This window comes from Joostella atrarenae, from assembly GCF_021764745.1.
GTDB classification, from domain to species: domain Bacteria; phylum Bacteroidota; class Bacteroidia; order Flavobacteriales; family Flavobacteriaceae; genus Galbibacter; species Galbibacter atrarenae.
In genome coordinates this window covers 71,701-93,706 of sequence record NZ_JAETXX010000001.1, presented here as the reverse complement: position 1 = coordinate 93,706, position 22,006 = coordinate 71,701, and the positions used below count along the sequence as shown (strand labels likewise).

The window sequence follows — 22,006 nt, the reverse complement described above, 5'->3', positions numbered from 1 at the left end:
AAATAGTAGTAAATTTGCCACTGTATAAGAAATCGACTACAACATCTATTACGATTTATTTCTCGTATATAGGATGTAAAGTAGATTCTTTAATAGTTTGAAAGTAAATCATTTACTTTTGTTATAGAAAATGAATAAGATGAAAAAATACATATTATTAGTTATCATTATTGGAATTGTGGGGTGTAGTACTCAACAAACTGTTGTAAGCAACAACGATTCTGTTCCAGCAAAAGATTTAAAATATTTAGCATTAGGAGATAGCTATACTATTGGGGAGAGTGTTTGTGAAGGATGTAAGTTTCCTATTCAATTAATCTCCGATTTAGCAGAAGATACAGATGAAAAGATAGGGCTGCAAATTATTGCTGAAACAGGTTGGACAACTTCAGATCTTATTAAGGGAATTAATGATGCGCAGCCAACCCCAGATCAAGATATTGTAACGTTATTAATTGGTGTTAATAATCAATATCAAGGGAAAGACTTTTCATTATATCAAGAAGATTTTCCTGCATTGGTAGCAAAAGCAATTCAGTTAGCAAAAGGAAATAAAGATCATGTATTTGTAGTTTCTATTCCAGACTATGCATACACTCCTTATGGTCAGAAAAAGGGTAATACAGAACAAATCTCTAAAGAAATAGAAGAGTATAATGCTTTTGCTAAGCGTACTGCAGGTATTATGGGGGTAAGCTTTGTAAACATCACTAATATTACAAAAGAGGGATTAAATAATACTTCTTTAGTCGCTTCAGATGGTTTACACCCTTCAAAAGAGGCATATAGTAGTTTTGTGACTCAGATTTTATTTGAGATCAGAAAGAAGAACTTTATAAAATAAAAGGGTTTATATATAATTAATAAACCAGTTTTATTCAAAATAGAAAAGCCTTCCGTCTTATTATTAGATGGAAGGCTTTTTGCTTAATGTGATGTTGAGGTTACTGATGTAACCACGCATTTCTATGTTTTTCAATCTTTCTTCTTGCTTTTTCGTCAAGTGAAATAGCGTACGTAGGATCACTGGTTAGCGTTAGTTTAGTTTCTCTTTCAGTTCCATATCGGCTATATTTTATGGTTATAACATCTCCAACTTTATAATCGGTAATCGCCTTTTCTGCAGTATGCTCGTTATCTAAATTTTTATTGTTGATAGCTATAATTTTGTCTCCTGTATCAAGTCCAGCTTCATAAGCAGGAGTTCCCTTTTTAATATTTCTAGTAATGATATTGTGAGTGTTTGCAGTAAACCCAGTAAATACCTTTTCTTGATCTTGTGTGTAGTTAAAACCTATACTTTCAAAAAGCGTTGCATAATCTGGCATTTCACTTTTATAGATATATTTATTAAAGAAATCATCAGCAAATGGTTTTCCAGCATATAAGCTTAATGTAAAATGTAAGTCGTCTATAGAATAAGGATCTTCTTTTTTACCCTGCTCTTGCCAAAGTTTCTTCATATAATCATCAAGATTAAGTCCATTTTGACGGAGCGATAAATCCAATGCCAATCCGAGTACACTTCCGTAGGAATAATAAGAAATAAAAGTATTTTCTCTATTTACAGGGTCTACAGAAGTAGCAGCGTCTACAAACGGCGCTTGGTAACTCATTTCTATTGGATTGAAATATTCTCTAGCTGGAGAGTTCCAAACGTAATTAAAAGTGCCGTTTATACTCTTGGCATATTCTTCAGGAGTAATTACGCCCGCTCTGCATAAAATAAGATTGGTGTAATAACTTGTAAAACCTTCTGCAAACCATAAAGCACCAGTCATATTAGCTTTCGAGAAATCAAAAGGCTCTAAAGCTTCTGGACGAAGGCGTTCTACGTTCCAAGAGTGGAAAAACTCATGAGAAACGGTTCCGATATTATTTTTCATTCCTCCATCAGCAAGACCTTCTGTGTCTGTCAAAATAGTGGAGTTTCTATGTTCCATTCCGTCGCCACTAGCATTTCCAATGTAGCAAGCTAAGAAGGTGTACTTTCCATAATCAAAGTCTGGAAGCTCTCCAAAAACTTTCTTTTCAGCTAGAACAATACGTTTTACTTTTTCAAAATATTGATCGAATAAATCATCAGAAGCATTGTCGTGTAAAACAAATTCTATGGTGTAATCTTTTCCATTAGAATTTACTTCAAAGCTACGTGTTCTATGATTGCTAATTTCGGTAGGACTATCGAAAAAATATTGATAATTGGGAGCGTAGTATGTAGTTCCGCTTTTGTGTTTTAACTGTGTAGCTACTTTCCAATCGAGGTCTTTTCGAGTATTAAAAGTTACTTCTGCTGGGTTGTTTAGCATTTCTACTGCGTACATAAAAGTAGCGGGCATATTCAGGTGAGCATGTGTTTCGTCTACTTGGCTATACGTTCCATCACCACGATTGGCAAATAGAGTATAAGTTACGGTAGTTTCTCCTTTTGGATTAGCAATAATCCATTCGTAAGGATTCTGACGAATAATTTTTAGAGCTTCACCATCTTTATTTACTGCGGTTACGCCATAAACATTTTTAGCAAATTCATGTAATGCGTACCTCCCAGGAGAACTCCTACTCATTCTAATGTGTAGTGAATCGCTAGTTGTATTTGGAAAAACAGCCTTGATTTCCGCCTCATGGTGAACTGCATTTTCAAATGAAATAGTATAATTTACGGGAGTTTGAGCTTTTAATATGAGGGAAAGCATCAAAAAGCTTGTAATAAGAAGTGTATTTTTCAACGTATTTAGGTTTAATGTTAATTTTGTTGAAGCGACAAGATACCAATTTTAATTTTTGAGCTAAAAGGTTAATGTATTTTCTTTTCTATCGAAGTGTTTGTAGCTACTTTAGTGTTTATGTACTTTTACTGATATTTTAAATTCTATGATATGAAAAGGCTAAGCTTATTATTTTTTGCCATAGTTCTTTGTGTTTCTTGTAAGCAAGAAAATGAAGCAAGTGTAGGTTTTAGTTCAGAAGAAATGATGATAAGATTATCGGAGATAGAAATAGAACCCGAATATCTCGATGAATATTTAGCAATATTGCAGGAAGAATCTAGAGCATCCGTAAAACTAGAATCAGGTGTGATTTCTATTTATCCAATGTATCAGCAAGAAAAACCTAACGAAATTAGAATTTTAGAAATTTATGCTGATAAAAAAGCATATGAGTCACATTTAGAGACGTCGCACTTTAAGGATTATAAAGAAACAACGCTCAAAATGGTGAAATCATTAAAATTGGTAGATATGAATGCAATTGATGAGCAGACCATGCCAATAATTTTTAAGAAGATAAAATAACGCAGTAAGACCTAAAATAGAAATCTTTAAAAGCGATAGTTGAATGATTAATTTTCCGAAGAAGCTATTAAAAAAGTTAGAGGATAGAAGGCTAGAAAATGCATATCGGGTGTTACCTGAAGCATCTAATTTGGTTGATTTTTCTTCTAATGATTATTTAGGGTTTTCTAATTCTGAATTAATTTTTTCTGAAACGCAACAAATACTAAAAGATCGTCATATTCATGCTAATGGAGCCACAGGTTCACGATTAATTAGTGGAAACTCTCTTTTGTATTCTGAAGTAGAAAAGGAAATACGTTCCTTCCATAAAAGCGAAGCAGCATTGGTTTTCAATTCAGGATACGATGCTAATCTTGGGTTCTTCTCTTCTGTTCCTCAACGCGGAGATATTATTTTATACGATGAGTATATTCATGCAAGTATAAGAGATGGAGTGCAGTTGAGTAATGCCAAGGCATATAAGTTTAAGCATAATGACCTTCAAGATTTAGAAAAGCGAATAGCAACTCAAATAGCCTCAAAAGCTTCAGATTCTGAAATTTATGTGATTACCGAGTCTGTTTTTTCTATGGATGGCGATAGCCCAGATTTAGTGACTTTAGTAGCAATCACCAATAAATACAATATAAAGTTAGTTATAGATGAAGCGCATGCGGTAGGTGTTTTTGGAGTTCGAGGGGAAGGCTTAGTTTATAATTTAAAGCTTCAAGATGAGGTTTTTGCAAGAATTATTACGTTTGGAAAAGCTTTTGGTTGTCATGGTGCGGCAGTTTTAGGATCAAATATTTTAGTGGATTATCTAGTGAATTATGCAAGAAGCTTTATTTATACTACAGGTTTACCGCCGCATTCTTTAGCTACTATTTTAAGTGTGTATAATGAAATGAAAAGCAAAAAGGAAGCTTCACTTTTTAAAAATAACTCGGATAAGTTAAAGGTAAATATCGATTACTTTAAAGCTACTATTAATAAGATTTATCTCCATGGAAATTTAAGATATATATCAAGCGATTCCCCTATTCAATGTTGTGTAATTCCAGGGAATGAAGCGGTGAAATTAATAGCTAAGAAAATTAAAGAAGAAGGCATTGATGTAAAGCCCATTTTGTCACCTACAGTTCGGAAGGGAGAAGAGCGTCTTCGCTTTTGTATCCATAGTTTTAATTCTTTTAGCGAAATTTCTGAAGTTTTAAACCTACTTTCGAGGTATATAAAAAGTGATTTTGTAAATTAGAAATCTATACTAATAATAAATACTAACCTATGAAGTCTTGTTATTTTGTAACAGGGATTTCTACAGAAGTCGGAAAAACTATTGCTTCGGCAATTATTGTAGAGGCCTTACAAGCAGATTATTGGAAACCTATTCAATCTGGAGATTTAAATAATTCTGACACGAAGAAAGTACATGCTTTAATCTCTAATACAGAAACTAAGTTTCATCCAAATAGCTATGCGTTAAAAGTTCCGATTAGTCCGCACGCAGCTGCTGCTATTGATAATGTAGAAATAGAAATTGATAAAATAAAACTTCCAGAGACTGATAACAATCTGGTGATAGAAGGTGCTGGCGGGATTTTGGTACCACTTAATGATAAGAATACTATTATGGATATTATCAGTCCTAAGTATAAAATTATTGTGGTTTCTAGGCATTATTTAGGGAGCATAAATCATACGTTGCTTACAGTAAACTTACTTAAAGAGCATGGTTTTGAAGTTTCTATTCTATTTAGTGGAAAAGAGCATCCTACAACAGAACAGATTATTCAGAAAATGACCAATGTTCCTGTAATTGGCCGTATTGATGAAGAAAAGGAATTCACTAAAGAAGTAATTCAGAAGTATGCTAAAAAGTTTAAGACTACATTAGAAAAACTATAGAATTTTTACTGTAATTTTGTGACTCTAAATAAAGATTTATCTTTTTAAAATCGTACAATTATGTTTACAGTTGCGCAAATCCATAAAGCACACGATAAGGTTAAAAGTGGAGCTGATTTTCCAGGGTATATTCAAGAGATAAAAGCATTGGGAGTAGAAGGTTTTGAAACATTTGTTGAAGATAGTCATACCGATTATTTTGGAGCGAATGACTATAAAACAAGCTCTGATGCTGTTTATGATGCTTTGGCTATTGCTGAAAAAAGTAATAAAGAGAAGTTTACTGTACGTTTAAAAGCACATCAAAAAGGAGAAACCGATTATATGACTTTTTGTAAGGATTGTGCCGAGAATGGTATAGAAAAATGGGTTGTAGATCTTCATAAAATGACATGCATTTACTACGACAAGGGAGCAAATGAAATCCTTGTTGAAAAAATTCCTGGAGTCTAAAAAGTAGCTTCTTTTTCATTTTATAATCTAAAAGAATCTGCATCTTTGCAGTGTAATTGTTTATTTACAAAAACACTGTTTTATGACACTTTCTGAAAGAGATAAAAAACATCTTTGGCATCCATTAACGCAGCACAAGTTGCACCCTGAAGCTATTGCAATTACGCATGCAAAAGGAGCTGTTTTATACGGCGAGGATGGTAAAGAATATATAGATGGGATTGCTTCGTGGTATACTTCTGCTTACGGACATTGCCATCCTTATATTGTTTCATGTGTAAAAAAGCAAGTAGAGACTTTAGATCAAGTAGTTTTCACAGGACTTACGCATGAGCCTGTTGTGAGGCTTTCAGAAGAATTAATTAAGATCCTTCCTAACAATCAGAACAAACTTTTCTTTTCCGATAATGGTTCTACTTCCGTAGAAGTGGCTATAAAAATGTCTTTGCAGTATCATTTTAATAAAGGGGAAAAGAGAAATACACTTATTGCTTTTGAAGAAGGTTTCCATGGCGATACTTTTGGCGCCATGTCGGTTTCTGGTTTGTCGGTTTATAACGGTCCTTTTGAAGAGTTCTTTCTTTCTGTAAAGAGGATTCCAGTGCCAAATGGAGATAACAACCAAGAGGTTTTAAATCAATTAAAAGCTATTATTGCTGAAAATGAAGTGGCTAGTTTTATCTATGAACCTTTAGTTCAAGGAGCTGCAGCTATGAAGATGCATGATGCTGAAGGGCTTGAACTATTAATAAAAGAGTGTAAAAATAGTGGAGTTGTTACTATTGCCGATGAGGTGATGACAGGTTTTGGTAAAACAGGAAAGAACTTTGCATCTCTTCATTTAGATAGCTATCCAGATATTATTTGCATGAGTAAAGCGCTAACAGCTGGGATGGTTCCGATGGCAATTACAAGTTGCTCTGAAGAGGTATATCAAGCATTTTATAGCGACGATATTGGAAAAGGACTCTTTCATGGGCATACATATAGCGCTAATCCGATTGCATGTGCAGCTGCACTTGCTGGTGTTGAGTTACTTCAAACAAAAGAGATGCAAGATAATATCCAACGGGTAATTGCATCACATCAGAAATTTGATGAGCGTATAAAGAATCATCCAAAAATAGCTAGAACTAGGCAGTGTGGAATTATCTATGCGATAGATTTAGATGTAGAGATGGAGCGTTATGGGAATCTACGCGATAAATTATTAAGCTTTTTCTTGGATAATGAGTTGTTTATGAGGCCGCTAGGGAGTACTGTTTATATCGCAGCACCTTATGTAATCAGTGATGAGCAATTGCAAAAAATTTATGATAAAATTGAATTTCTGATTCAAAAAATACTATAAATTAGCATTAGAAATTAATAACCTTAGGGCATGTCCATGAGGTATAAAAACAAAAAATATATTTATATGAAAAGTATTTTCATGCTCCTTCCGTATTGTAGAATTAAAATTTATTCGGATATCATATAATGATACATCCGCATACTGAGCTACGATTTATTTCTGAAGAAATAGGTCATGGCGTTGTGGCTACTAAATTGATTCCTAAAGGAACAATTACATGGGTTCAAGACCAATTGGATTTAGTTTTTTCTCCATCTCAAGTTTCGGAAATGACTAGCGATTACCAACAGATATTAGATTATTTTACTTTTAGAAATAGTAAAGGGGAATTTGTGCTTTGTTGGGATTTAGGGAAATATGTAAATCATAGTTTTAAAAGTAACTGCTTAACTACTCCTTACGATTTTGAAATCGCAATCCGAGATATTTATCCTGGGGAAGAACTTACAGATGATTATGGATACCTAAATATTGCTAAGCCTTTTAAAGCGAAAAATGAAGGAACAAGAAGAAAAACGGTATACCCAAACGATTTATTGAAATACCATCCTATTTGGGATAAATCGCTACAGAATGCTTTTTATGATATAAAAGATGTAGAGCAACCATTATATAAGTTCTTAAGTAAGGAAGTATTGACTAAGGTTGACAAGATAAATAAAGGAGAAGCTGTTCTAGACTCTATTATTAACTGCTATTATAAAGCTAAATAAATGTGATGATTAGCAAAACCTCGAGATCTATATATTGGTTTAGAGGTTTTGTTTTTTTGATAAAATGCTTTTAAATTGAATGCCTATCTTTGGGACTTTCTAATCTAGAATTAAAAAACATTCCATGAGCGATAGTCCGAAAAAAAATAATGAGCAGCCAAATAACCCTCTTCACGGTGTAAAGTTAGCGGATATCCTCGAGCAACTTGTAGAAAATTACGGATGGAAGGAAATGTCTGAACGTGTAAATATTAATTGCTTTAAGAGTGACCCTTCTATAAAATCGAGCCTTAAGTTTTTAAGGAGAACACCATGGGCAAGAGAAAAAGTAGAGAGAATGTATCTTTATATGAATGGGCATAGATAAAAGTAACTCATCACTTCTCTATTTTATTTTTAAATAAATGTATTCGGCTCTTCCCTACAGAAACACTAGATTTGTGCCGATAATGTAGATGAATTACCAATGGATACTAAAATTGCTATTACAGCACTTTCTTCGATTTCTGCTTTGGGGGATACTTCAGAAGAAATATGGAGTAATTATTTAAAGGATAAACACTTTTTAAACAATAAGGATTTCGATTCAGATACTGCATTAGTTGCAGCTTTGCCGGAGGCAAGTATCGAAAAGATAGAAGCTTTAAGAGCTTCAGATATAAAATATAAAAGCTTAGATAACTCTGTTTTATACGCAATGTTAGCTTCTCGAGCGGCGGTAAAGCAGGCGGGATGGAAAGCAGGCGACGATTTCGGAATAAATATTGGTTCTTCGCGTGGCGCAACTTCTTTATTCGAAAAATACCATGAAGAGTTTTTAAAAGAAGGGCGTTCTAGTACTTTGGCTTCTCCAACAACAACTTTAGGGAATATTTCTTCTTGGTTGGCACACGATTTACAGTCGGAAGGACCAGAACTTTCACACTCCATAACCTGTTCTACAGCATTACATGCATTAGTAAATGGTGTTGCATGGATAAAAAGTGGAATGAGTAATAAGTTTTTAATTGGAGGAAGTGAAGCTAGTTTAACTCCTTTTACGATTGCGCAGATGAAGGCATTAAAAATCTACGCCGAAGACAAAGAGGCTGCGTATCCTTGTAGAGCATTAGATTTAGAGAAGAAAAGAAATGCAATGGTTTTAGGTGAAGGAGCTGCTGTTATTTGTATGGAAACATCACCAGAAAAAGAGGTGCTGGCGTATGTTGATGGTGTTGGATATGCTACAGAAGTTTTAAAACATAATATTTCTATTTCTGAAGATGCTGTGTGTTTTCAGAAGTCAATGAAAATGGCGTTGAAAGATACTAAGTTAGAAGATGTAGATGTTATTGTAATGCATGCTCCCGGAACTATAAAAGGTGATAGTACAGAATTAAAAGCTATAGAGATGGTTTTTGGTGAGTATAAGCCTGCACTAACCACTAATAAATGGAAGATTGGACATACGTTTGGAGCTTCAGGTTTATTGAGTTTAGAATTAGGTGTTTTAATGATGCAACATCAAAAGTTTATAGAAGTTCCTTATATTGAACATAAGATTAAACCAAAACAAATTAATAAAGTACTGATAAATGCCGTTGGATTTGGAGGTAATGCAGTAAGTGTATTATTGTCAAATTAGTTTGTAAAGTCGGTTTTTTTGAGATACTGATAATAAATGGCAAAAAAAGTATTGCCTATTGTTACATAAAAATGGGTTTTGAACACGGCGAAACCCAATTGTAATTACTATTTTTGAATTATAAATGATTGTTGGCTTAGGGATTGAGAGGTATGTTTGAGCTCTCCCAATTTTTATTATTGGGAAGCGAGTAACGAAAGCCCGGCTCTAGACATAGCATGTCTGGAGAAGCCCCAAATATATTTTTTATGACTGAGATAAGACATAACTGGACAAAAGAAGAGATTTTAGAGATTTACAACAAGCCATTAATGGAGTTGTTGTATGAGGCAGCAACTGTGCATAGAGAACACCATGATCCAAATATGGTACAGGTGTCTACGTTGTTGTCTATAAAAACGGGAGGTTGCCCAGAAGATTGTGGGTATTGCCCGCAAGCAGCCCGTTACCATACAGATATTGAGGGGAACGATTTGATGACGGTACCGCATGTAAAAGCACAAGCTTTACGAGCAAAAGCGTCTGGAAGTTCACGCGTTTGTATGGGAGCAGCGTGGAGAAATGTAAAAGATGGACCAGAATTTGATCAAGTTTTAGAAATGGTTCGTACCATTAATAAACTTGAAATGGAGGTTTGTTGTACGCTAGGAATGATTACCGAAAACCAAGCACAACGTTTGGCAGAAGCAGGACTTTACGCTTACAATCATAATTTAGATACTTCTGAGGAGTATTATAAAGAGGTGATTTCTACGAGAGGTTATGAAGATAGATTGCAAACTATAGACAACGTTAGAAAAACGAATGTTACAGTTTGTAGCGGTGGAATTATTGGAATGGGAGAGAAATTAGAAGACCGTGCAGGGATGTTAGTTGCACTTTCTACTTTGAGTCCGCAACCAGAATCAGTCCCAATAAATGCATTGGTAGCTGTAGAAGGTACTCCAATGGAAGAGGAGAAGCCTGTAGAAATTTGGGATATGATTAGAATGGTGGCAACAACTCGAATTATAATGCCGAAAACACAGGTACGTTTATCTGCTGGAAGAACGCAAATGAGTAGAGAGGGGCAAGCAATGTGCTTCTTTGCTGGTGCGAATTCTATTTTTGCTGGAGATAAATTACTAACTACACCTAATCCTGATGTAAATGAGGATATGGAAATGTTTAAAATGTTAGGTTTAAATCCACAAAAGCCTTTTGTAAAAAAGGCACAACCAGATTCTGTAGATGCAGAAAAGTCACAATTTAAGCCTTTAGGAGAAAAGCCAAAGTGGTCACGTCCTGGGCATACCATTGAGAAAAATGAATCTGCAAAGGAACTAGCAAAAAAAGCTAAGACCGTATAGTTTTTAAGATATTGAAGGAGAGCATCGTAATGATGTAAATTATACGAATTGTTTGTAAATATGGTATTTTTTATGCTATAATTACAAACAATTCGTACTTTTATACAGTTTATTTCAAGTTATTTTTATGCACTTAAAAGAAATTCCTCGTTTAAAAACGATCACAAAGGACGACTTTATAAAAAATTATGTAAAGCCACAAAAGCCTGTAGTAATTGAGCAATTAACAGAAGATTGGCCTGCATATAAAAAGTGGCATCTTAATTATATAGATGAAGTAGCGGGAGATAAAATTGTTCCTTTATATGATGATCGTCCCGTTACGCATGAAGATGGTTTTAATGAACCTCATGCAAAAATGAAGATGAGTGAGTATATAAAGTTGCTGGAATCTAAACCTACAAATTATCGTATTTTTCTTTATAACCTTATGAAGGAAGTGCCAGCTTTACAGAAAGATTTTAAGTGGCCAGACATTGGTATAAAATTAGTGAAGCAACTCCCAATGCTATTCTTTGGTGGTGAAAATAGTAAGGTGTTTATGCATTTTGATATTGACTATTCTAATATTCTACATTTCCATTTCCACGGAAAGAAACAATGTATGATATTTCCGCCAGACCAAACTAAATATATGTATAAAGTACCTCACTCTTTAATTTCTCGTGAGGATATAGATTTTGATAATCCAGATTACGAAAAATGGCCAGCATTAAAGTCGGCTGAAGGTTATATTACACATTTAAATCATGGAGAAATGTTATATATGCCTGAAGGATATTGGCATTATATGAAATATGAAACTCCTGGTTTTTCTATGAGTTTACGCTCACTTCCTAAAAAGGCATCTAATCTTTTTAAAGCAACGTATAACGTTTTTGTAATGCGTAATTATGATAATATGATGCGTAAGATTAAAGGTCAGGATTGGATTGATAAAAAGAATGAGCGTGCGATTACCAAAACACACCAGGAATTGGGAATAGATTCTTAAGTTTTAATATGAATTATTATATACTTTCTTACAAGACTGTAAAAAACTACCTAGAAGAACGTCCAAAATATAGGGCTGAACATTTGTTGTTGGCCAAAGAATATGCTAAAAACGGACAATTAGTATTGGCTGGAGCTTTGGATAATCCCGCAGATGAGGCATTGTTAGTTTTTATGTCTGAAAGTGATGAGGTAGCCAGAAGCTTTGCTGAAAACGATCCGTATGTGCAAAATGGACTGATTGAAGAATGGACAGTTAGAAAATGGAATGTGGTTGTAAATAGTATGGAGGGCTAATTGTGTTTAATCACCAAATCTAAGAAACCAATTCATTGACCTTTTCGTAAACTAAATGTGATTCCCAACCGCGATATAAGAGGTAATCAGCAATTTTTTTCTTTTTCTTATAAGGATTTTTCTCTGTTACCTGTGCAGCTTTTTTTTCTGCAAGGGCATTAAAAGTTTCGTAATATTCATCATCAGAAATCTCTTTCAAGGCAGTTTGAATATTAAACCTCGAAATTTGACGGTATTTTAATTCTCGTAGGATTCTATTTTTACCCCACTTTTTTATTTTGAATTTTCCTCTTGTAAAACTTTTAGCAAAGCGCTCTTCATTTAAAAAGTTATGTTCAATAAGATGAGATATAATTGTATCGATTGCAATAGGAATCATATTCATTTGTCGCAATTTTTGATTTACCTCATAATGGCAACGCTCTTGGTAAGCACAATAGCTCTCTAGCTTTCGCATGGCTTCTTCTACGGTATATGATTTGGCGTTATCCATGGTGTAAAGTAACGAAAAAACATAAACTTAAATGTGTGTAATTATGAATTGTAGAAATCATCTTGAAAACTAATGTTTTATAGTTAAAAAAATATTTTACCTTTAGTACCCTATTCTTAAACCAACCAATTTTGAAACAAATTAAAGAACGCTATTTATCGTTAGATGTATTTAGAGGACTCACTCTTTTTTTAATGATAATAGTTAATACTCCAGGTTCTTGGAGTTATATCTACAAGCCATTACACCACGCACACTGGAATGGATTTACACTGACCGATTTAGTTTTCCCAACCTTTTTATTTGTAGTAGGGAATGCTATGAGTTTTAGTTTGAAAAAGTTTGAAGAGATTGGAGATTCTGCTTTTTTAAAGAAAGTTTTTAAACGAACGTTTCTTATATTTTTAATAGGTTTTTTATTGTATTGGTTCCCATTTTTTAAAGATGGCGAGTTAAAACCAATTTCTGAAACTAGAATCTTTGGTGTTCTCCAACGGATTGCTTTATGTTATTGTTTTGCTGCTTTGATTCTGCATTATTGGAAGGCAAAAGGAGCATTTATATTTAGTATTATAGCCTTAGTGGGATACCATGTAATTTTGCTTTTGTTTGGTGATCTTACAATGGAAGGGAATGCAGCTATAAAGGCAGATTTATGGCTTATTGGTCCTTCTCATATGTATAAAGGAGAAGGTTTTCCGTTTGATCCAGAAGGTGTTTTAAGTACATTACCAGCTATTGTGAATGTAATTGCAGGTTATTTTGCTGGTGCTTTTCTTCAAAAAAATGGTAAGAATTTTGAAACCATTGCAAAGTTAATGATGGTTGGTGCATTATTAATATTTATAGCATTGGGATGGGATTTATTATTACCTATAAATAAAAAACTATGGACCAGCTCTTATGTTTTATTAACGGTTGGAATTGACTTAATGGTGATAGCTGTTTTAGTGTACATTATTGAAATTTTGAATAAAAGAAGCTGGACATCTTTCTTTGAGGTTTTAGGTAAAAATCCACTTTTTATTTACATCCTTTCAGGAGCATTTGCAACATTGCTTCTTACTTTTTCTATAGATGGTACTTCTGCTTATGGGTGGATTGCACAAAATCTATTTATGTCTTGGATGGGGAATCGTTTTGGGTCTTTAATGTTTGCATTAGTTTTTGCAATGATACTTTGGGGAATCGCCTATTTTATGGATAAAAAGAAGATTTATATTAAAGTTTAAACCTTATAGCTATTAAGGTGATTATATAGCCTATTAAATAAGCAATGAGATCTAGGATATCGAAAGTAGAGCCAATTATAATTCTTGCAATTTTATTTTGGATTTCTAGTAAATCTATGATTTTTATAAGCTGAAGAAATTCTATCAAAAAGGCTATCGATAATACAATGGCAGCTATTTTATAATTGGTTTTATTATATTTTTCTGATGGTTCTAGACTTACTTCAGGTTTATTGTTTTTGGTGTTTATAAACATTTTAAAAAAAGAATATAGGAGTGGGATTACAAGTACATCGCCTAAAAAACCTCTAATGAATTCTTGCTGAATGTATAAAGCAATGCATACCTCAATCTGAAATAGTAAGAGAAATATAAAAAGATGTTTTGAATTGAATTTAAAAATCTTCATGGTTGCCAAGTGTGCTATTTAAAATTATCCATTTAAAAAGTTATAGCATCTAGCGGAGTAATTTCGCTAGATGCTATTAATTACTTTTAGCTGTTATTCCAGTCAATTTTTTTTGAAAAGAACATTACGAAAGCTAGAATTAAAAACAACCCGATACTACCTACGAGTAATGCATAGTCTTCTAATTGTATAATTACATAGATGAATCCATAAAGGCACAAAAGAGAGCCTCCAATCATTAAAGCAAATTTATACCCGTTCAGTATTGTTTTAGAATAGAGCGTAATAAGTGCTAAAACTGATGCCGCCGCAATTATATATGCTTTAAGGAAGCTACTATGCTCTGAAATGGAAATTAATAATGTATAAAACATTATTAATGCTAAACCTATCATGACATATTGAAACGGATGAATGTATATTTTGCTAACCAATTGTATTAGTAGAAAAACCAATAATGTTAGTCCTATTACTAAGATTCCATATTTTGAAGCTCGCTCACTTTTAGCATATTCGCTAACAGGAATAATCAAATTTGTTCCGAATGCAAATTCTCTCAGATCAGGCAAGTTTCCGTAAAATTCCTGTTCAAATTGTCTGTTTATTTGAAGAACTTTCCAAGAAGCTTTAAAACCATTTTCAGATATTTCTCTCGATCCATCTTCTGGTAAGAACATGCCGTCAAAACTCGGTGAAGCCCAGTTGGATTCCATTTTAGCATTAGTAGTCTTGCCAATTGGAATAAATTTTAAAGACTGACTCCCATTAACAGTTAGATTAAACTTGAAATTTGTATCCTTTTCAATAATAGCTTTTGCATTTTTTAGAGGTTCACTTTCAATACTATTTAGCTGAAGTGTATTTTGAGTATTGGGTTTGTAAATAGGGGTCATAGCAAGTTCATCATTTTCTAATTTTATAACAGCTGAATTCCTTATTCCTTTTAGGTTTGAAGTTTGAATAAGTAATGTTATTTTGTCCCAAAGAATGTTTTCTTCTGAAATACTTTCTTTTGAAAAATCGATCTTAGGAAAACTTCCATCTACATTAATATCAGTAGTATAAACCACAGATTTATAAATACTCCGATTGAGAGGTTTTGTTGTTACTTTAGAGTTTATATTCAAATCGTCTGGAAAGAAATAAGCATATGTTATGCGCTCATTTATTTGTTGCTCGTTCTGATTTGTTTTTTCATTGAAGAAGGTAACCTTAGAGATTTTTTTATAAGGTACTTTTAAAATTGCTCCAGATAATAATACTTCATCTCCCCATTTGCTATTAATTTCTCGTACCACATTTTCTTGTCTGTAACCTCGTTCTTCGATGAGATTTTGCACAAAAGATAAAGGGATTAGTAATATCAATAATAAAAAGCCTACAACTCCCATTCTAGCTGTTATTGATTCTCGTAACCATGTTGTTATTCTATTTCTTTTTTGTTCCATTTTTGTATTTATTAAAGTACTTTGAATTTCAAAGTAAATGATTAAAAAAATATTAATTGATTAATTTCTCGAGCGCTTCGATGTGTTTTTTAAATTCAAGTTTCCCAATTTTAGTAGCATTATAATTAGTATGGGGTTTTCTACCTACAAAAGTTTTTTCTACGGAAATATACTCAGCTTTTTCAAGCGCTTTAAGATGGCTAGCTAAATTTCCATCGGTAACACCTAAAAGCTCTTTTAATCGGTTAAAATCGGCATTATCGTTCACAACTAAGATAGACATAATACCTAGTCGCACACGATGATCAAAAAGCTTATTTATATTATCTATTATTCCCAATGCGATTCTTTTTTTCCTCAACAAACATAATACTTCCGTAGATAATGTGAAAAAATCCAAAGCCTATAATCCAAAACCATAATCCATATCCTGGTAAAGCAGCGCAAAGCAATCCTGCTATAATTTCGGCATAACCTAAGTATTTTATATTTCCTACCGTATACTTTGAAGCATTAACCAAAGCGAGGCCGTAAAAAATAAGCATGAGTGATGCCGTTAATCCGTAATGCTGACTATTTAGCTTAATTAAAATATAAATACCCCCAGTTACTAATGGGATTAGAAAATTGATTAGTAATCTTCGGGTCGTTGGATCCCAAATTTTTTCGTCATTCTTTTTAGCTTTTCTAGTGGTTAATAATAAGGCTGTTACAAAGCTTAAAATAGCAATAGCTGCAAGTAAAATGATTAACCAGTTAAAATTTTTGCTATATACATATAGTTTTTCACCAGGAGCAGGGAATAGGAAGTAATAACCAATAAACGCGCCGATGATAGCATAAAGTCCAGCAAATATTCCTGATAAACCGCTCAGAGAGATAAATCGTGAAGAGCGATTCATCATATCTTTAATTTCGGTGATATCTTTTAAGTAATCTTTTTTATTCATTTTAAAGTACTTTGAAAAACAAAGTAAATATAAAATTTTCTATTTTCAAAGACAAATGATAAAAAATGATTTTTAAAACTTAAAGTGGAGGCTTTAATATTTTTATTATCTTCGAAAGGTTTAATTTTTTTGAACCGATTAACAACCACTAAATTACCGCCAACCAATGCCATTATTAATTGTTCTATTAGGAATACTGCTACTCCTTTTACTGATTGTCAAATTTAAACTCAATGCTTTTCTTTCTTTTATAATCGTTTCCTTATTTGTAGGAATCGCAGGAGGAATGGATCTTTTAACTGTAGTAGATTCCATACAGAATGGAATTGGTAATACGTTAGGGTTTTTAGTGCTTATTCTAGGCCTTGGCGCAATGCTTGGAAAACTAGTTGCCGATAGTGGCGCAGCACAACAAATAACAGCGAAGCTAGTTGATAAATTTGGTCGTAAAAATATCCAGTGGGCAGTAATGCTAACAGGTTTTATCGTTGGAATCCCAATGTTTTATTCTGTTGGTTTTGTGATTTTGATTCCATTAGTTTTTACAGTTGCTGTTTCTACAGGAGTGCCTTTGCTTTATGTTGGGTTGCCAATGTTGGCGTCCTTATCTGTAACACATGGTTATTTACCGCCACATCCTGCGCCAACTGCGATAGCTAATCAGTTTAATGCAGATATTGGTAAAACTTTATTGTATGGAATTATTATCGCTATTCCTGCAATTATTGTAGCTGGACCACTACTTTCTAGGACAAAACTTATAAAAAATATAAATGCTACTCCGCTTAAAGAATTTTATAATCCTGTGATTTTAAAGGAAGATCAAATGCCGAGTATGAGTGTGAGTATTCTTACAGCCTTATTACCCGTCATTTTAATAGGAGCTTCTACAATTGCGAATCATTTTTTGGATGAAGACCTTCTTATTTCTAAGATTTTAGCTTTTTTAGGAAACCCTGTTATTGCGATGTTAATTACTGTATTAACTGCTATTTATACGTTGGGACTTGCTAGAGGGAAGAAAATGCCAGAGGTGATGGATTCGCTAACGGCTTCAATTTCTAGTATTACAATGGTGCTTTTAATTATTGCAGGTGCGGGGGCGTTAAAGCAAATTCTTGTAGATAGTGGTGTAAGCGATTATATAGCCGACTTAATAAAAGATTCAAGTTTATCACCTTTACTATTAGCGTGGCTTATTGCTACTGTGATTCGCGTTTGTGTAGGTTCTGCTACTGTGGCTGGTTTAACAACTGCAGGAATTGTATCTACTTTAGCACAAGCAGATGGTGTGAATGCAGAATTGATGGTGCTAGCAATAGGCTCAGGGAGTTTAATGCTTTCTCATGTAAATGATAGTGGCTTTTGGCTATTTAAAGAATATTTTAATCTTTCAGTAAAAGAGACACTTTCCTCATGGACGGTCATGGAAACGACCGTTGGAGTAATGGGATTAATTGGTGTTTTAGTATTGAATATGTTTGTTTAAGTGAAATGTATAATTAGTCGCATGAATAGTCTGTGTGATGTTATAAAATAACATAAATGAAACCTTCAGAAAAGATAAAAGAATTAGGATTAATACTTCCTCCAGCACCAAAACCAGCGGGGGTATATCGACCGATTTTAGTGGTAGATAACTTTTTATATGTTTCGGGACAAGGCCCTGTAAATACCGATGGGAGTTTGATGTTTGGAAGAGTGGGAGATGATATTGATTTAGAAGATGGTTATGCCGCTGCTCGACAAGTAGCGCTTACAATGCTCTCTACAGTTCAAACGCATTTTGGCGATATCGATCGTATAAAACGTGTTGTAAAAGTATTAGGAATGGTAAATTGTACACCTGAGTTTAGAAAACACCCTTTGGTGATTAATGGATTTAGTGAGTTAATGGCAGAAATCTTTGGTACAGAGCACGGAATTGGTGTAAGAAGTGCTGTAGGAATGATGCTCCCAGATAATATTCCTGCAGAAATAGAAGCAATGTTCGAACTTCATAAATAGAAAATTATGAATTGGTACGAAATTTCTAATATTGATAAAATTGCAACACCAGCTTTATTAGTGTATCCAGAGCGAATTAAATTGAACATTCAACGAATGATTGATATTTCTGGTGATGTTAATCGACTGCGGCCTCATATAAAAACTCATAAAACTGCACAAATTATTAAGCTTCAGCAGCAAGTTGGGATTAATAAATTTAAATGTGCTACTATTGCTGAAGCAGAATTATTAGCAAAATGTAATGCTAAGGAAGTGCTTTTAGCAATGCAACCTGTTGCTGAAAATATAAATCGTTTTTTTCAACTGAAGGAAAAGTATCCGAATTCACAGTTTTCAACGATTGTAGATGATGGTGTTATTATTCAGAAAATAAATAAAGTCGCAATTGAAAAAGGTATAAAAGTTTCTCTCTGGTTGGATGTAAATGTAGGGATGAATAGAACAGGAGTAAAGCCAGATGAAAATGCGTGTAAGCTCTTTAAATTGCTTCTTGAAGCTGATAATATTATTGCTGAAGGATTTCATGTGTATGATGGACATATCAGGTATTCTGAATTTCAAGTTAGAAAGGATACTTGTGACGAGGCTTTTGAAAAAGTTTTATTGTTGAAAGAAAAGTTAGAAGGGGAAGGTTTGCATGTGAAGAATATTATTGCTGGTGGATCGCCAACATTTCCTGTACATGCATTAAGAGAAGAAGTTGATTTAAGTCCCGGAACGACATTGCTTTGGGATGCTGGTTACGGAGATTTATTTCCAGATATGGAAATGCTTCACGCAGCAGTTTTAGTTACTCGTATAATAAGTAAGCCTTCTGATGGAGTTCTTTGTTTAGATTTAGGGCACAAATCTTTGGCTTCAGAAATGAATTTTCCAAGAGTAAAGTTTTTAAACACTGACGATTTTGAGCAGATCGGTCAGAGTGAAGAGCATTTTGTAGTCCATACCAATAATTCGGATGCTTATAAAGTGGGAGATATTTTTTATGCACTTCCGATGCATATTTGCCCTACAGTTGCTAAATATCAAGAGCTTCAAGTGGTCGAAAATAATGTTGTTGCTAAAACATGGGAAGTTGTAGCGAGGAATCAGAAAATAACTATTTAACCATCTTTTAAAAGCCTTTTTAAGGGCAATATTTATAATTCAATATTCAAAATAAAAATATGTTTATACTTGATGCACACCTAGATCTTTCTATGAATTCTATAGATTGGAACCGAGATTTAAGATGGTCTGTCGAAGAAATTCGTGATTACGAAAAAGGGATGACAGACTTACCGGGGAGAGGTCAAAATACGGTTTCTTTGGATGCTATGAGAAAAGGAAATGTAGGGTTGTGTGTAGCCACGCAAATTGCGCGTTATGTAAAAAAGGCAAATCCTTTACCGGGATGGAATTCTCCACAACAGGCATGGGCGCATACGCAAGCACAATTAGCGTGGTATAAGGAGATGGAAGCTTTGGGGGAAATGAAGCAGATTACAGAAGTTAATGGGTTGGATGCTCATTTGGAATATTGGAATACTACAGATGATTATAAAAAAACAATTGGTTATATTTTAAGTCTAGAAGGAGCAGATTCCATAGTTTCTATGGAGCATTTACATAAGGCTCATGCTTATGGATTACGGGCTATTGGTCCGGCTCATTATGGACCAGGAACTTATGCATTTGGTACAGACTCTGTTGGAGGAATTGGAGAGAATGGAAAGGAATTGCTTAGAGAAATAGAAAAGCTAAACCTTATTTTAGATGCTACGCATTTATGCGATCAAAGTTTTTGGGAGGCTATGGAAGTTTATAACGGACCTGTTTGGGCGAGTCATAATAACTGTAGAGCTTTGGTAGACCATAACCGACAGTTTTCGGATGAACAAATCAAGGAATTGTTAGGAAGAAATGCTGTAATTGGAGTGGTAATGGATACTTGGATGATGGTTCCGAATTGGGTGCGTGGTAAATCTACTCCTAAAAGTATGGATGCTTCTTTAAAGCAAATTATAGATAATATTGATCATGTTTGTCAGCTAGCAGGAAATGCAACTCAGGTTGGAATTGGCTCTGATCTTGATGGAGGTTTTGGTTTAGAACAATCGCCACACGATTTGGATACTATTGCAGATCTTCAAAAAATACCAAAAATGTTAGAAGCTAGAGGATATTCAGAAAAAGATATTGAAGGAATTATGAATGGTAATTTTTTAAGGTTTATTAGAAGCGTTTGGAGCTAAAAATAAAAGCCTTACTATTTTTAGCAAGGCTTTTGGTAGTTTAAAAGAGCTATGAAACTTAAGCTTCTTTTAAAGATTTCATATCAATTACAAAGCGGTATTTCACATCTGATTTTACAACACGGTCAAAAGCTGTATTGATATTTTGGATGTCGATCATTTCTACATCAGAAACAATATTATGCTCTCCACAGAAATCTAACATCTCTTGGGTTTCTTTAATACCTCCAATTAGAGATCCAGCTACACGTTTTCTTCCAGTAACCAAAGCGCCACCGTGAACAGGGTCTATTGGTTCAATAGCTCCAACCAACACCATTGTTCCATCTCGCTTTAAAAGTCCTAAATATGGATTTATATCATGTCCTACAGGGATAGTATTTAGAATGAAGTCAAAGCTATTAGCGTGAGATTTCATCTCTTCTGTATCTTTAGAGATTAGAACGTCATCTGCTCCTAGAGATTTGGCATCTTCTGCTTTAGATGGAGACGTTGTAATCATAATAACTTTGGCGCCTAGAGCGTGTGCAAACTTTATTCCCATGTGTCCTAATCCGCCTAAACCAATGACACCTACTTTATCTCCTTTTTTGACATTCCATTCTATTAAAGGAGACCATGTTGTAATACCGGCACAAAGCAGAGGAGCTACAGCTTTTGTGTCTAAATTTTCAGGAACTTTAAGTATAAAATCTTTATCTACTATAATTTGTTCAGAATAACCTCCAAAGGTATGTCCTCCTAAATCTTTATCGACTCCATTGTATGTAAAGGTGGCTCCATTTTCGCAATATTGCTCTAGGTTTTCTTTGCAGGAATCACATTCTCTACAAGAATCTACCATGCAGCCTACACCTACTAAATCACCAACTTTAAAGTTGTTTGCTTTAGATCCGACTTCTGTTACTCTACCTATAATCTCATGTCCAGGAACAACTGGGTATTTTGAGTTCTTCCAATCGTTTCTTACTTGATGAATATCACTATGACAAACGCCACAGAAATCGATTTCAATTTTTACATCTGTATCTTTTATATTTCTACGTTCTATTTTATGTGGAACTAAATCTGCATCATTTGTAAGTGCAGCATATGCTTTAACTTGACTCATAACAATTTGATTTTATGTTAGTTTATGCAATTTATTTAATATTGATGAGAATATAATTAACACATGTTAAGTTCTGCTACATGAATGTTAAAATAATAATATAGGAAATGTTTTTAAGAAGATGTTTTTTGAGTTGTTAAGAGAATTTATTGT

The 22,006-nt window shown here is 33.7% G+C and carries 24 protein-coding genes; 17 read left to right on the top strand and 7 right to left on the bottom strand.

Features of this window, described 5'->3' with window-relative positions:
- The first annotated feature begins 139 nt into the window (after positions 1-139).
- Positions 140-844, top strand: coding sequence for an SGNH/GDSL hydrolase family protein (locus tag JM658_RS00435; protein ID WP_236957257.1), 705 nt, complete (start codon positions 140-142; stop codon positions 842-844).
- 100 nt (positions 845-944) lie between these two features.
- On the opposite strand, the gene JM658_RS00430 is transcribed toward JM658_RS00435, so the two are convergent.
- Entirely contained in the window at positions 945-2,696 is a 1,752-nt protein-coding gene (locus tag JM658_RS00430) for a M61 family metallopeptidase (protein WP_236958046.1), read from the bottom strand.
- 183 nt (positions 2,697-2,879) lie between these two features.
- Between JM658_RS00430 and JM658_RS00425 the strand changes: the two genes are divergently transcribed.
- From JM658_RS00425 to JM658_RS00375, 11 genes are all read left to right on the top strand, one after another.
- Complete coding sequence (locus tag JM658_RS00425) at positions 2,880-3,296, top strand: putative quinol monooxygenase (protein ID WP_236957256.1); 417 nt, start codon at positions 2,880-2,882, stop codon at positions 3,294-3,296.
- A 43-nt stretch (positions 3,297-3,339) separates the two neighbouring features.
- Complete coding sequence (locus JM658_RS00420) at positions 3,340-4,533, top strand: aminotransferase class I/II-fold pyridoxal phosphate-dependent enzyme (RefSeq protein WP_236957255.1); 1,194 nt, start codon at positions 3,340-3,342, stop codon at positions 4,531-4,533.
- A gap of 29 nt (positions 4,534-4,562) precedes the next feature.
- A complete protein-coding gene (gene bioD / locus JM658_RS00415) occupies positions 4,563-5,183 on the top strand; it encodes a dethiobiotin synthase (RefSeq protein ID WP_236957254.1) in 621 nt (206 codons plus the stop codon).
- A 60-nt stretch (positions 5,184-5,243) separates the two neighbouring features.
- Positions 5,244-5,636 (top strand): DUF1398 domain-containing protein, encoded by a 393-nt coding sequence (locus JM658_RS00410; RefSeq protein WP_236957253.1) that lies wholly within the window; start codon positions 5,244-5,246, stop codon positions 5,634-5,636.
- 82 nt (positions 5,637-5,718) lie between these two features.
- On the top strand, positions 5,719-6,987 hold the full coding sequence (gene bioA, locus JM658_RS00405) for an adenosylmethionine--8-amino-7-oxononanoate transaminase (protein WP_236957252.1): 1,269 nt from the start codon (positions 5,719-5,721) through the stop codon (positions 6,985-6,987).
- 128 nt (positions 6,988-7,115) lie between these two features.
- Positions 7,116-7,703, top strand: a complete 588-nt coding sequence (locus tag JM658_RS00400) for an SET domain-containing protein (RefSeq protein WP_236957251.1) — start codon at positions 7,116-7,118, stop codon at positions 7,701-7,703.
- Positions 7,704-7,827: 124 nt separating this feature from the next.
- Positions 7,828-8,070 (top strand): VF530 family protein, encoded by a 243-nt coding sequence (locus JM658_RS00395; protein ID WP_236957250.1) that lies wholly within the window; start codon positions 7,828-7,830, stop codon positions 8,068-8,070.
- Between the two features lie 99 nt (positions 8,071-8,169).
- Positions 8,170-9,327, top strand: coding sequence for a beta-ketoacyl synthase N-terminal-like domain-containing protein (locus JM658_RS00390; RefSeq protein WP_236957249.1), 1,158 nt, complete (start codon positions 8,170-8,172; stop codon positions 9,325-9,327).
- Between the two features lie 248 nt (positions 9,328-9,575).
- Positions 9,576-10,676, top strand: a complete 1,101-nt coding sequence (bioB, locus tag JM658_RS00385) for a biotin synthase BioB (protein ID WP_236957248.1) — start codon at positions 9,576-9,578, stop codon at positions 10,674-10,676.
- A gap of 127 nt (positions 10,677-10,803) precedes the next feature.
- Entirely contained in the window at positions 10,804-11,670 is an 867-nt protein-coding gene (locus JM658_RS00380) for a cupin-like domain-containing protein (RefSeq protein WP_236957247.1), read from the top strand.
- 8 nt (positions 11,671-11,678) lie between these two features.
- Positions 11,679-11,966: a YciI-like protein gene (locus tag JM658_RS00375; RefSeq protein ID WP_236957246.1), complete on the top strand. Its 288-nt coding sequence runs from the start codon at positions 11,679-11,681 to the stop codon at positions 11,964-11,966.
- Between the two features lie 19 nt (positions 11,967-11,985).
- Here the strand turns inward: JM658_RS00375 and JM658_RS00370 are convergent, their stop codons facing one another.
- On the bottom strand, positions 11,986-12,459 hold the full coding sequence (locus tag JM658_RS00370) for a regulatory protein RecX (RefSeq protein WP_236957245.1): 474 nt from the start codon (positions 12,457-12,459) through the stop codon (positions 11,986-11,988).
- Between the two features lie 131 nt (positions 12,460-12,590).
- Between JM658_RS00370 and JM658_RS00365 the strand changes: the two genes are divergently transcribed.
- Positions 12,591-13,691, top strand: a complete 1,101-nt coding sequence (locus JM658_RS00365) for an acyltransferase family protein (RefSeq protein WP_236957244.1) — start codon at positions 12,591-12,593, stop codon at positions 13,689-13,691.
- Here JM658_RS00365 and JM658_RS00360 read toward each other — a convergent pair.
- From JM658_RS00360 to JM658_RS00345, 4 genes are all read right to left on the bottom strand, one after another.
- Entirely contained in the window at positions 13,681-14,100 is a 420-nt protein-coding gene (locus JM658_RS00360) for a ribosomal maturation YjgA family protein (RefSeq protein WP_236957243.1), read from the bottom strand. The two genes, JM658_RS00365 and JM658_RS00360, sit on opposite strands and share 11 nt — an antisense overlap.
- Before the next feature lie 86 nt (positions 14,101-14,186).
- Complete coding sequence (gene creD / locus JM658_RS00355; protein WP_236957242.1) at positions 14,187-15,548, bottom strand: cell envelope integrity protein CreD; 1,362 nt, start codon at positions 15,546-15,548, stop codon at positions 14,187-14,189.
- A 52-nt stretch (positions 15,549-15,600) separates the two neighbouring features.
- Positions 15,601-15,888, bottom strand: coding sequence for a winged helix-turn-helix domain-containing protein (locus tag JM658_RS00350; RefSeq protein WP_236957241.1), 288 nt, complete (start codon positions 15,886-15,888; stop codon positions 15,601-15,603).
- On the bottom strand, positions 15,872-16,498 hold the full coding sequence (locus JM658_RS00345) for a hypothetical protein (RefSeq protein WP_236957240.1): 627 nt from the start codon (positions 16,496-16,498) through the stop codon (positions 15,872-15,874). The genes JM658_RS00350 and JM658_RS00345 overlap by 17 nt, the downstream gene beginning before the upstream one ends.
- A 166-nt stretch (positions 16,499-16,664) precedes the next feature.
- On the opposite strand from JM658_RS00345, the gene JM658_RS00340 reads away from it, so the two are divergent.
- The 4 genes from JM658_RS00340 to JM658_RS00325 are packed head-to-tail and all read left to right on the top strand — an operon-like array spanning position 16,665 to position 20,742.
- On the top strand, positions 16,665-17,987 hold the full coding sequence (locus JM658_RS00340) for a gluconate:H+ symporter (protein WP_236957239.1): 1,323 nt from the start codon (positions 16,665-16,667) through the stop codon (positions 17,985-17,987).
- A gap of 56 nt (positions 17,988-18,043) precedes the next feature.
- Entirely contained in the window at positions 18,044-18,505 is a 462-nt protein-coding gene (locus tag JM658_RS00335; protein ID WP_236957238.1) for a RidA family protein, read from the top strand.
- 6 nt (positions 18,506-18,511) lie between these two features.
- Positions 18,512-19,615, top strand: coding sequence for a D-TA family PLP-dependent enzyme (locus JM658_RS00330; RefSeq protein ID WP_236957237.1), 1,104 nt, complete (start codon positions 18,512-18,514; stop codon positions 19,613-19,615).
- A 59-nt stretch (positions 19,616-19,674) separates the two neighbouring features.
- Positions 19,675-20,742, top strand: a complete 1,068-nt coding sequence (locus JM658_RS00325) for a dipeptidase (protein ID WP_236957236.1) — start codon at positions 19,675-19,677, stop codon at positions 20,740-20,742.
- Between the two features lie 58 nt (positions 20,743-20,800).
- Here JM658_RS00325 and JM658_RS00320 read toward each other — a convergent pair whose 3' ends face one another.
- A complete protein-coding gene (locus JM658_RS00320) occupies positions 20,801-21,853 on the bottom strand; it encodes an NAD(P)-dependent alcohol dehydrogenase (RefSeq protein ID WP_236957235.1) in 1,053 nt (350 codons plus the stop codon).
- Between the last annotated feature and the right edge of the window lie 153 nt (positions 21,854-22,006).

Excerpts from the sequence above, each read along its gene's own strand:
- JM658_RS00425 (WP_236957256.1), top strand. The coding sequence starts at position 2,880 with ATGAAAAGGCTAAGCTTATTATTTTTTGCCATAGTTCTTTGTGTTTCT.
- JM658_RS00435 (WP_236957257.1), top strand. The coding sequence starts at position 140 with ATGAAAAAATACATATTATTAGTTATCATTATTGGAATTGTGGGGTGT.
- JM658_RS00410 (WP_236957253.1), top strand. The coding sequence starts at position 5,244 with ATGTTTACAGTTGCGCAAATCCATAAAGCACACGATAAGGTTAAAAGT.
- JM658_RS00335 (WP_236957238.1), top strand. The coding sequence starts at position 18,044 with ATGAAACCTTCAGAAAAGATAAAAGAATTAGGATTAATACTTCCTCCA.
- JM658_RS00360 (WP_236957243.1), bottom strand. The coding sequence starts at position 14,100 with ATGAAGATTTTTAAATTCAATTCAAAACATCTTTTTATATTTCTCTTA.
- bioB (WP_236957248.1), top strand. The coding sequence starts at position 9,576 with ATGACTGAGATAAGACATAACTGGACAAAAGAAGAGATTTTAGAGATT.
- JM658_RS00340 (WP_236957239.1), top strand. The coding sequence starts at position 16,665 with ATGCCATTATTAATTGTTCTATTAGGAATACTGCTACTCCTTTTACTG.
- JM658_RS00345 (WP_236957240.1), bottom strand. The coding sequence starts at position 16,498 with ATGAATAAAAAAGATTACTTAAAAGATATCACCGAAATTAAAGATATG.
- JM658_RS00320 (WP_236957235.1), bottom strand. The coding sequence starts at position 21,853 with ATGAGTCAAGTTAAAGCATATGCTGCACTTACAAATGATGCAGATTTA.
- JM658_RS00390 (WP_236957249.1), top strand. The coding sequence starts at position 8,170 with ATGGATACTAAAATTGCTATTACAGCACTTTCTTCGATTTCTGCTTTG.
- JM658_RS00325 (WP_236957236.1), top strand. The coding sequence starts at position 19,675 with ATGTTTATACTTGATGCACACCTAGATCTTTCTATGAATTCTATAGAT.
- JM658_RS00420 (WP_236957255.1), top strand. The coding sequence starts at position 3,340 with ATGATTAATTTTCCGAAGAAGCTATTAAAAAAGTTAGAGGATAGAAGG.
- creD (WP_236957242.1), bottom strand. The coding sequence starts at position 15,548 with ATGGAACAAAAAAGAAATAGAATAACAACATGGTTACGAGAATCAATA.
- JM658_RS00330 (WP_236957237.1), top strand. The coding sequence starts at position 18,512 with ATGAATTGGTACGAAATTTCTAATATTGATAAAATTGCAACACCAGCT.
- JM658_RS00430 (WP_236958046.1), bottom strand. The coding sequence starts at position 2,696 with ATGCTTTCCCTCATATTAAAAGCTCAAACTCCCGTAAATTATACTATT.
- JM658_RS00375 (WP_236957246.1), top strand. The coding sequence starts at position 11,679 with ATGAATTATTATATACTTTCTTACAAGACTGTAAAAAACTACCTAGAA.
- bioD (WP_236957254.1), top strand. The coding sequence starts at position 4,563 with ATGAAGTCTTGTTATTTTGTAACAGGGATTTCTACAGAAGTCGGAAAA.
- JM658_RS00370 (WP_236957245.1), bottom strand. The coding sequence starts at position 12,459 with ATGGATAACGCCAAATCATATACCGTAGAAGAAGCCATGCGAAAGCTA.
- bioA (WP_236957252.1), top strand. The coding sequence starts at position 5,719 with ATGACACTTTCTGAAAGAGATAAAAAACATCTTTGGCATCCATTAACG.
- JM658_RS00380 (WP_236957247.1), top strand. The coding sequence starts at position 10,804 with ATGCACTTAAAAGAAATTCCTCGTTTAAAAACGATCACAAAGGACGAC.
- JM658_RS00395 (WP_236957250.1), top strand. The coding sequence starts at position 7,828 with ATGAGCGATAGTCCGAAAAAAAATAATGAGCAGCCAAATAACCCTCTT.
- JM658_RS00400 (WP_236957251.1), top strand. The coding sequence starts at position 7,116 with ATGATACATCCGCATACTGAGCTACGATTTATTTCTGAAGAAATAGGT.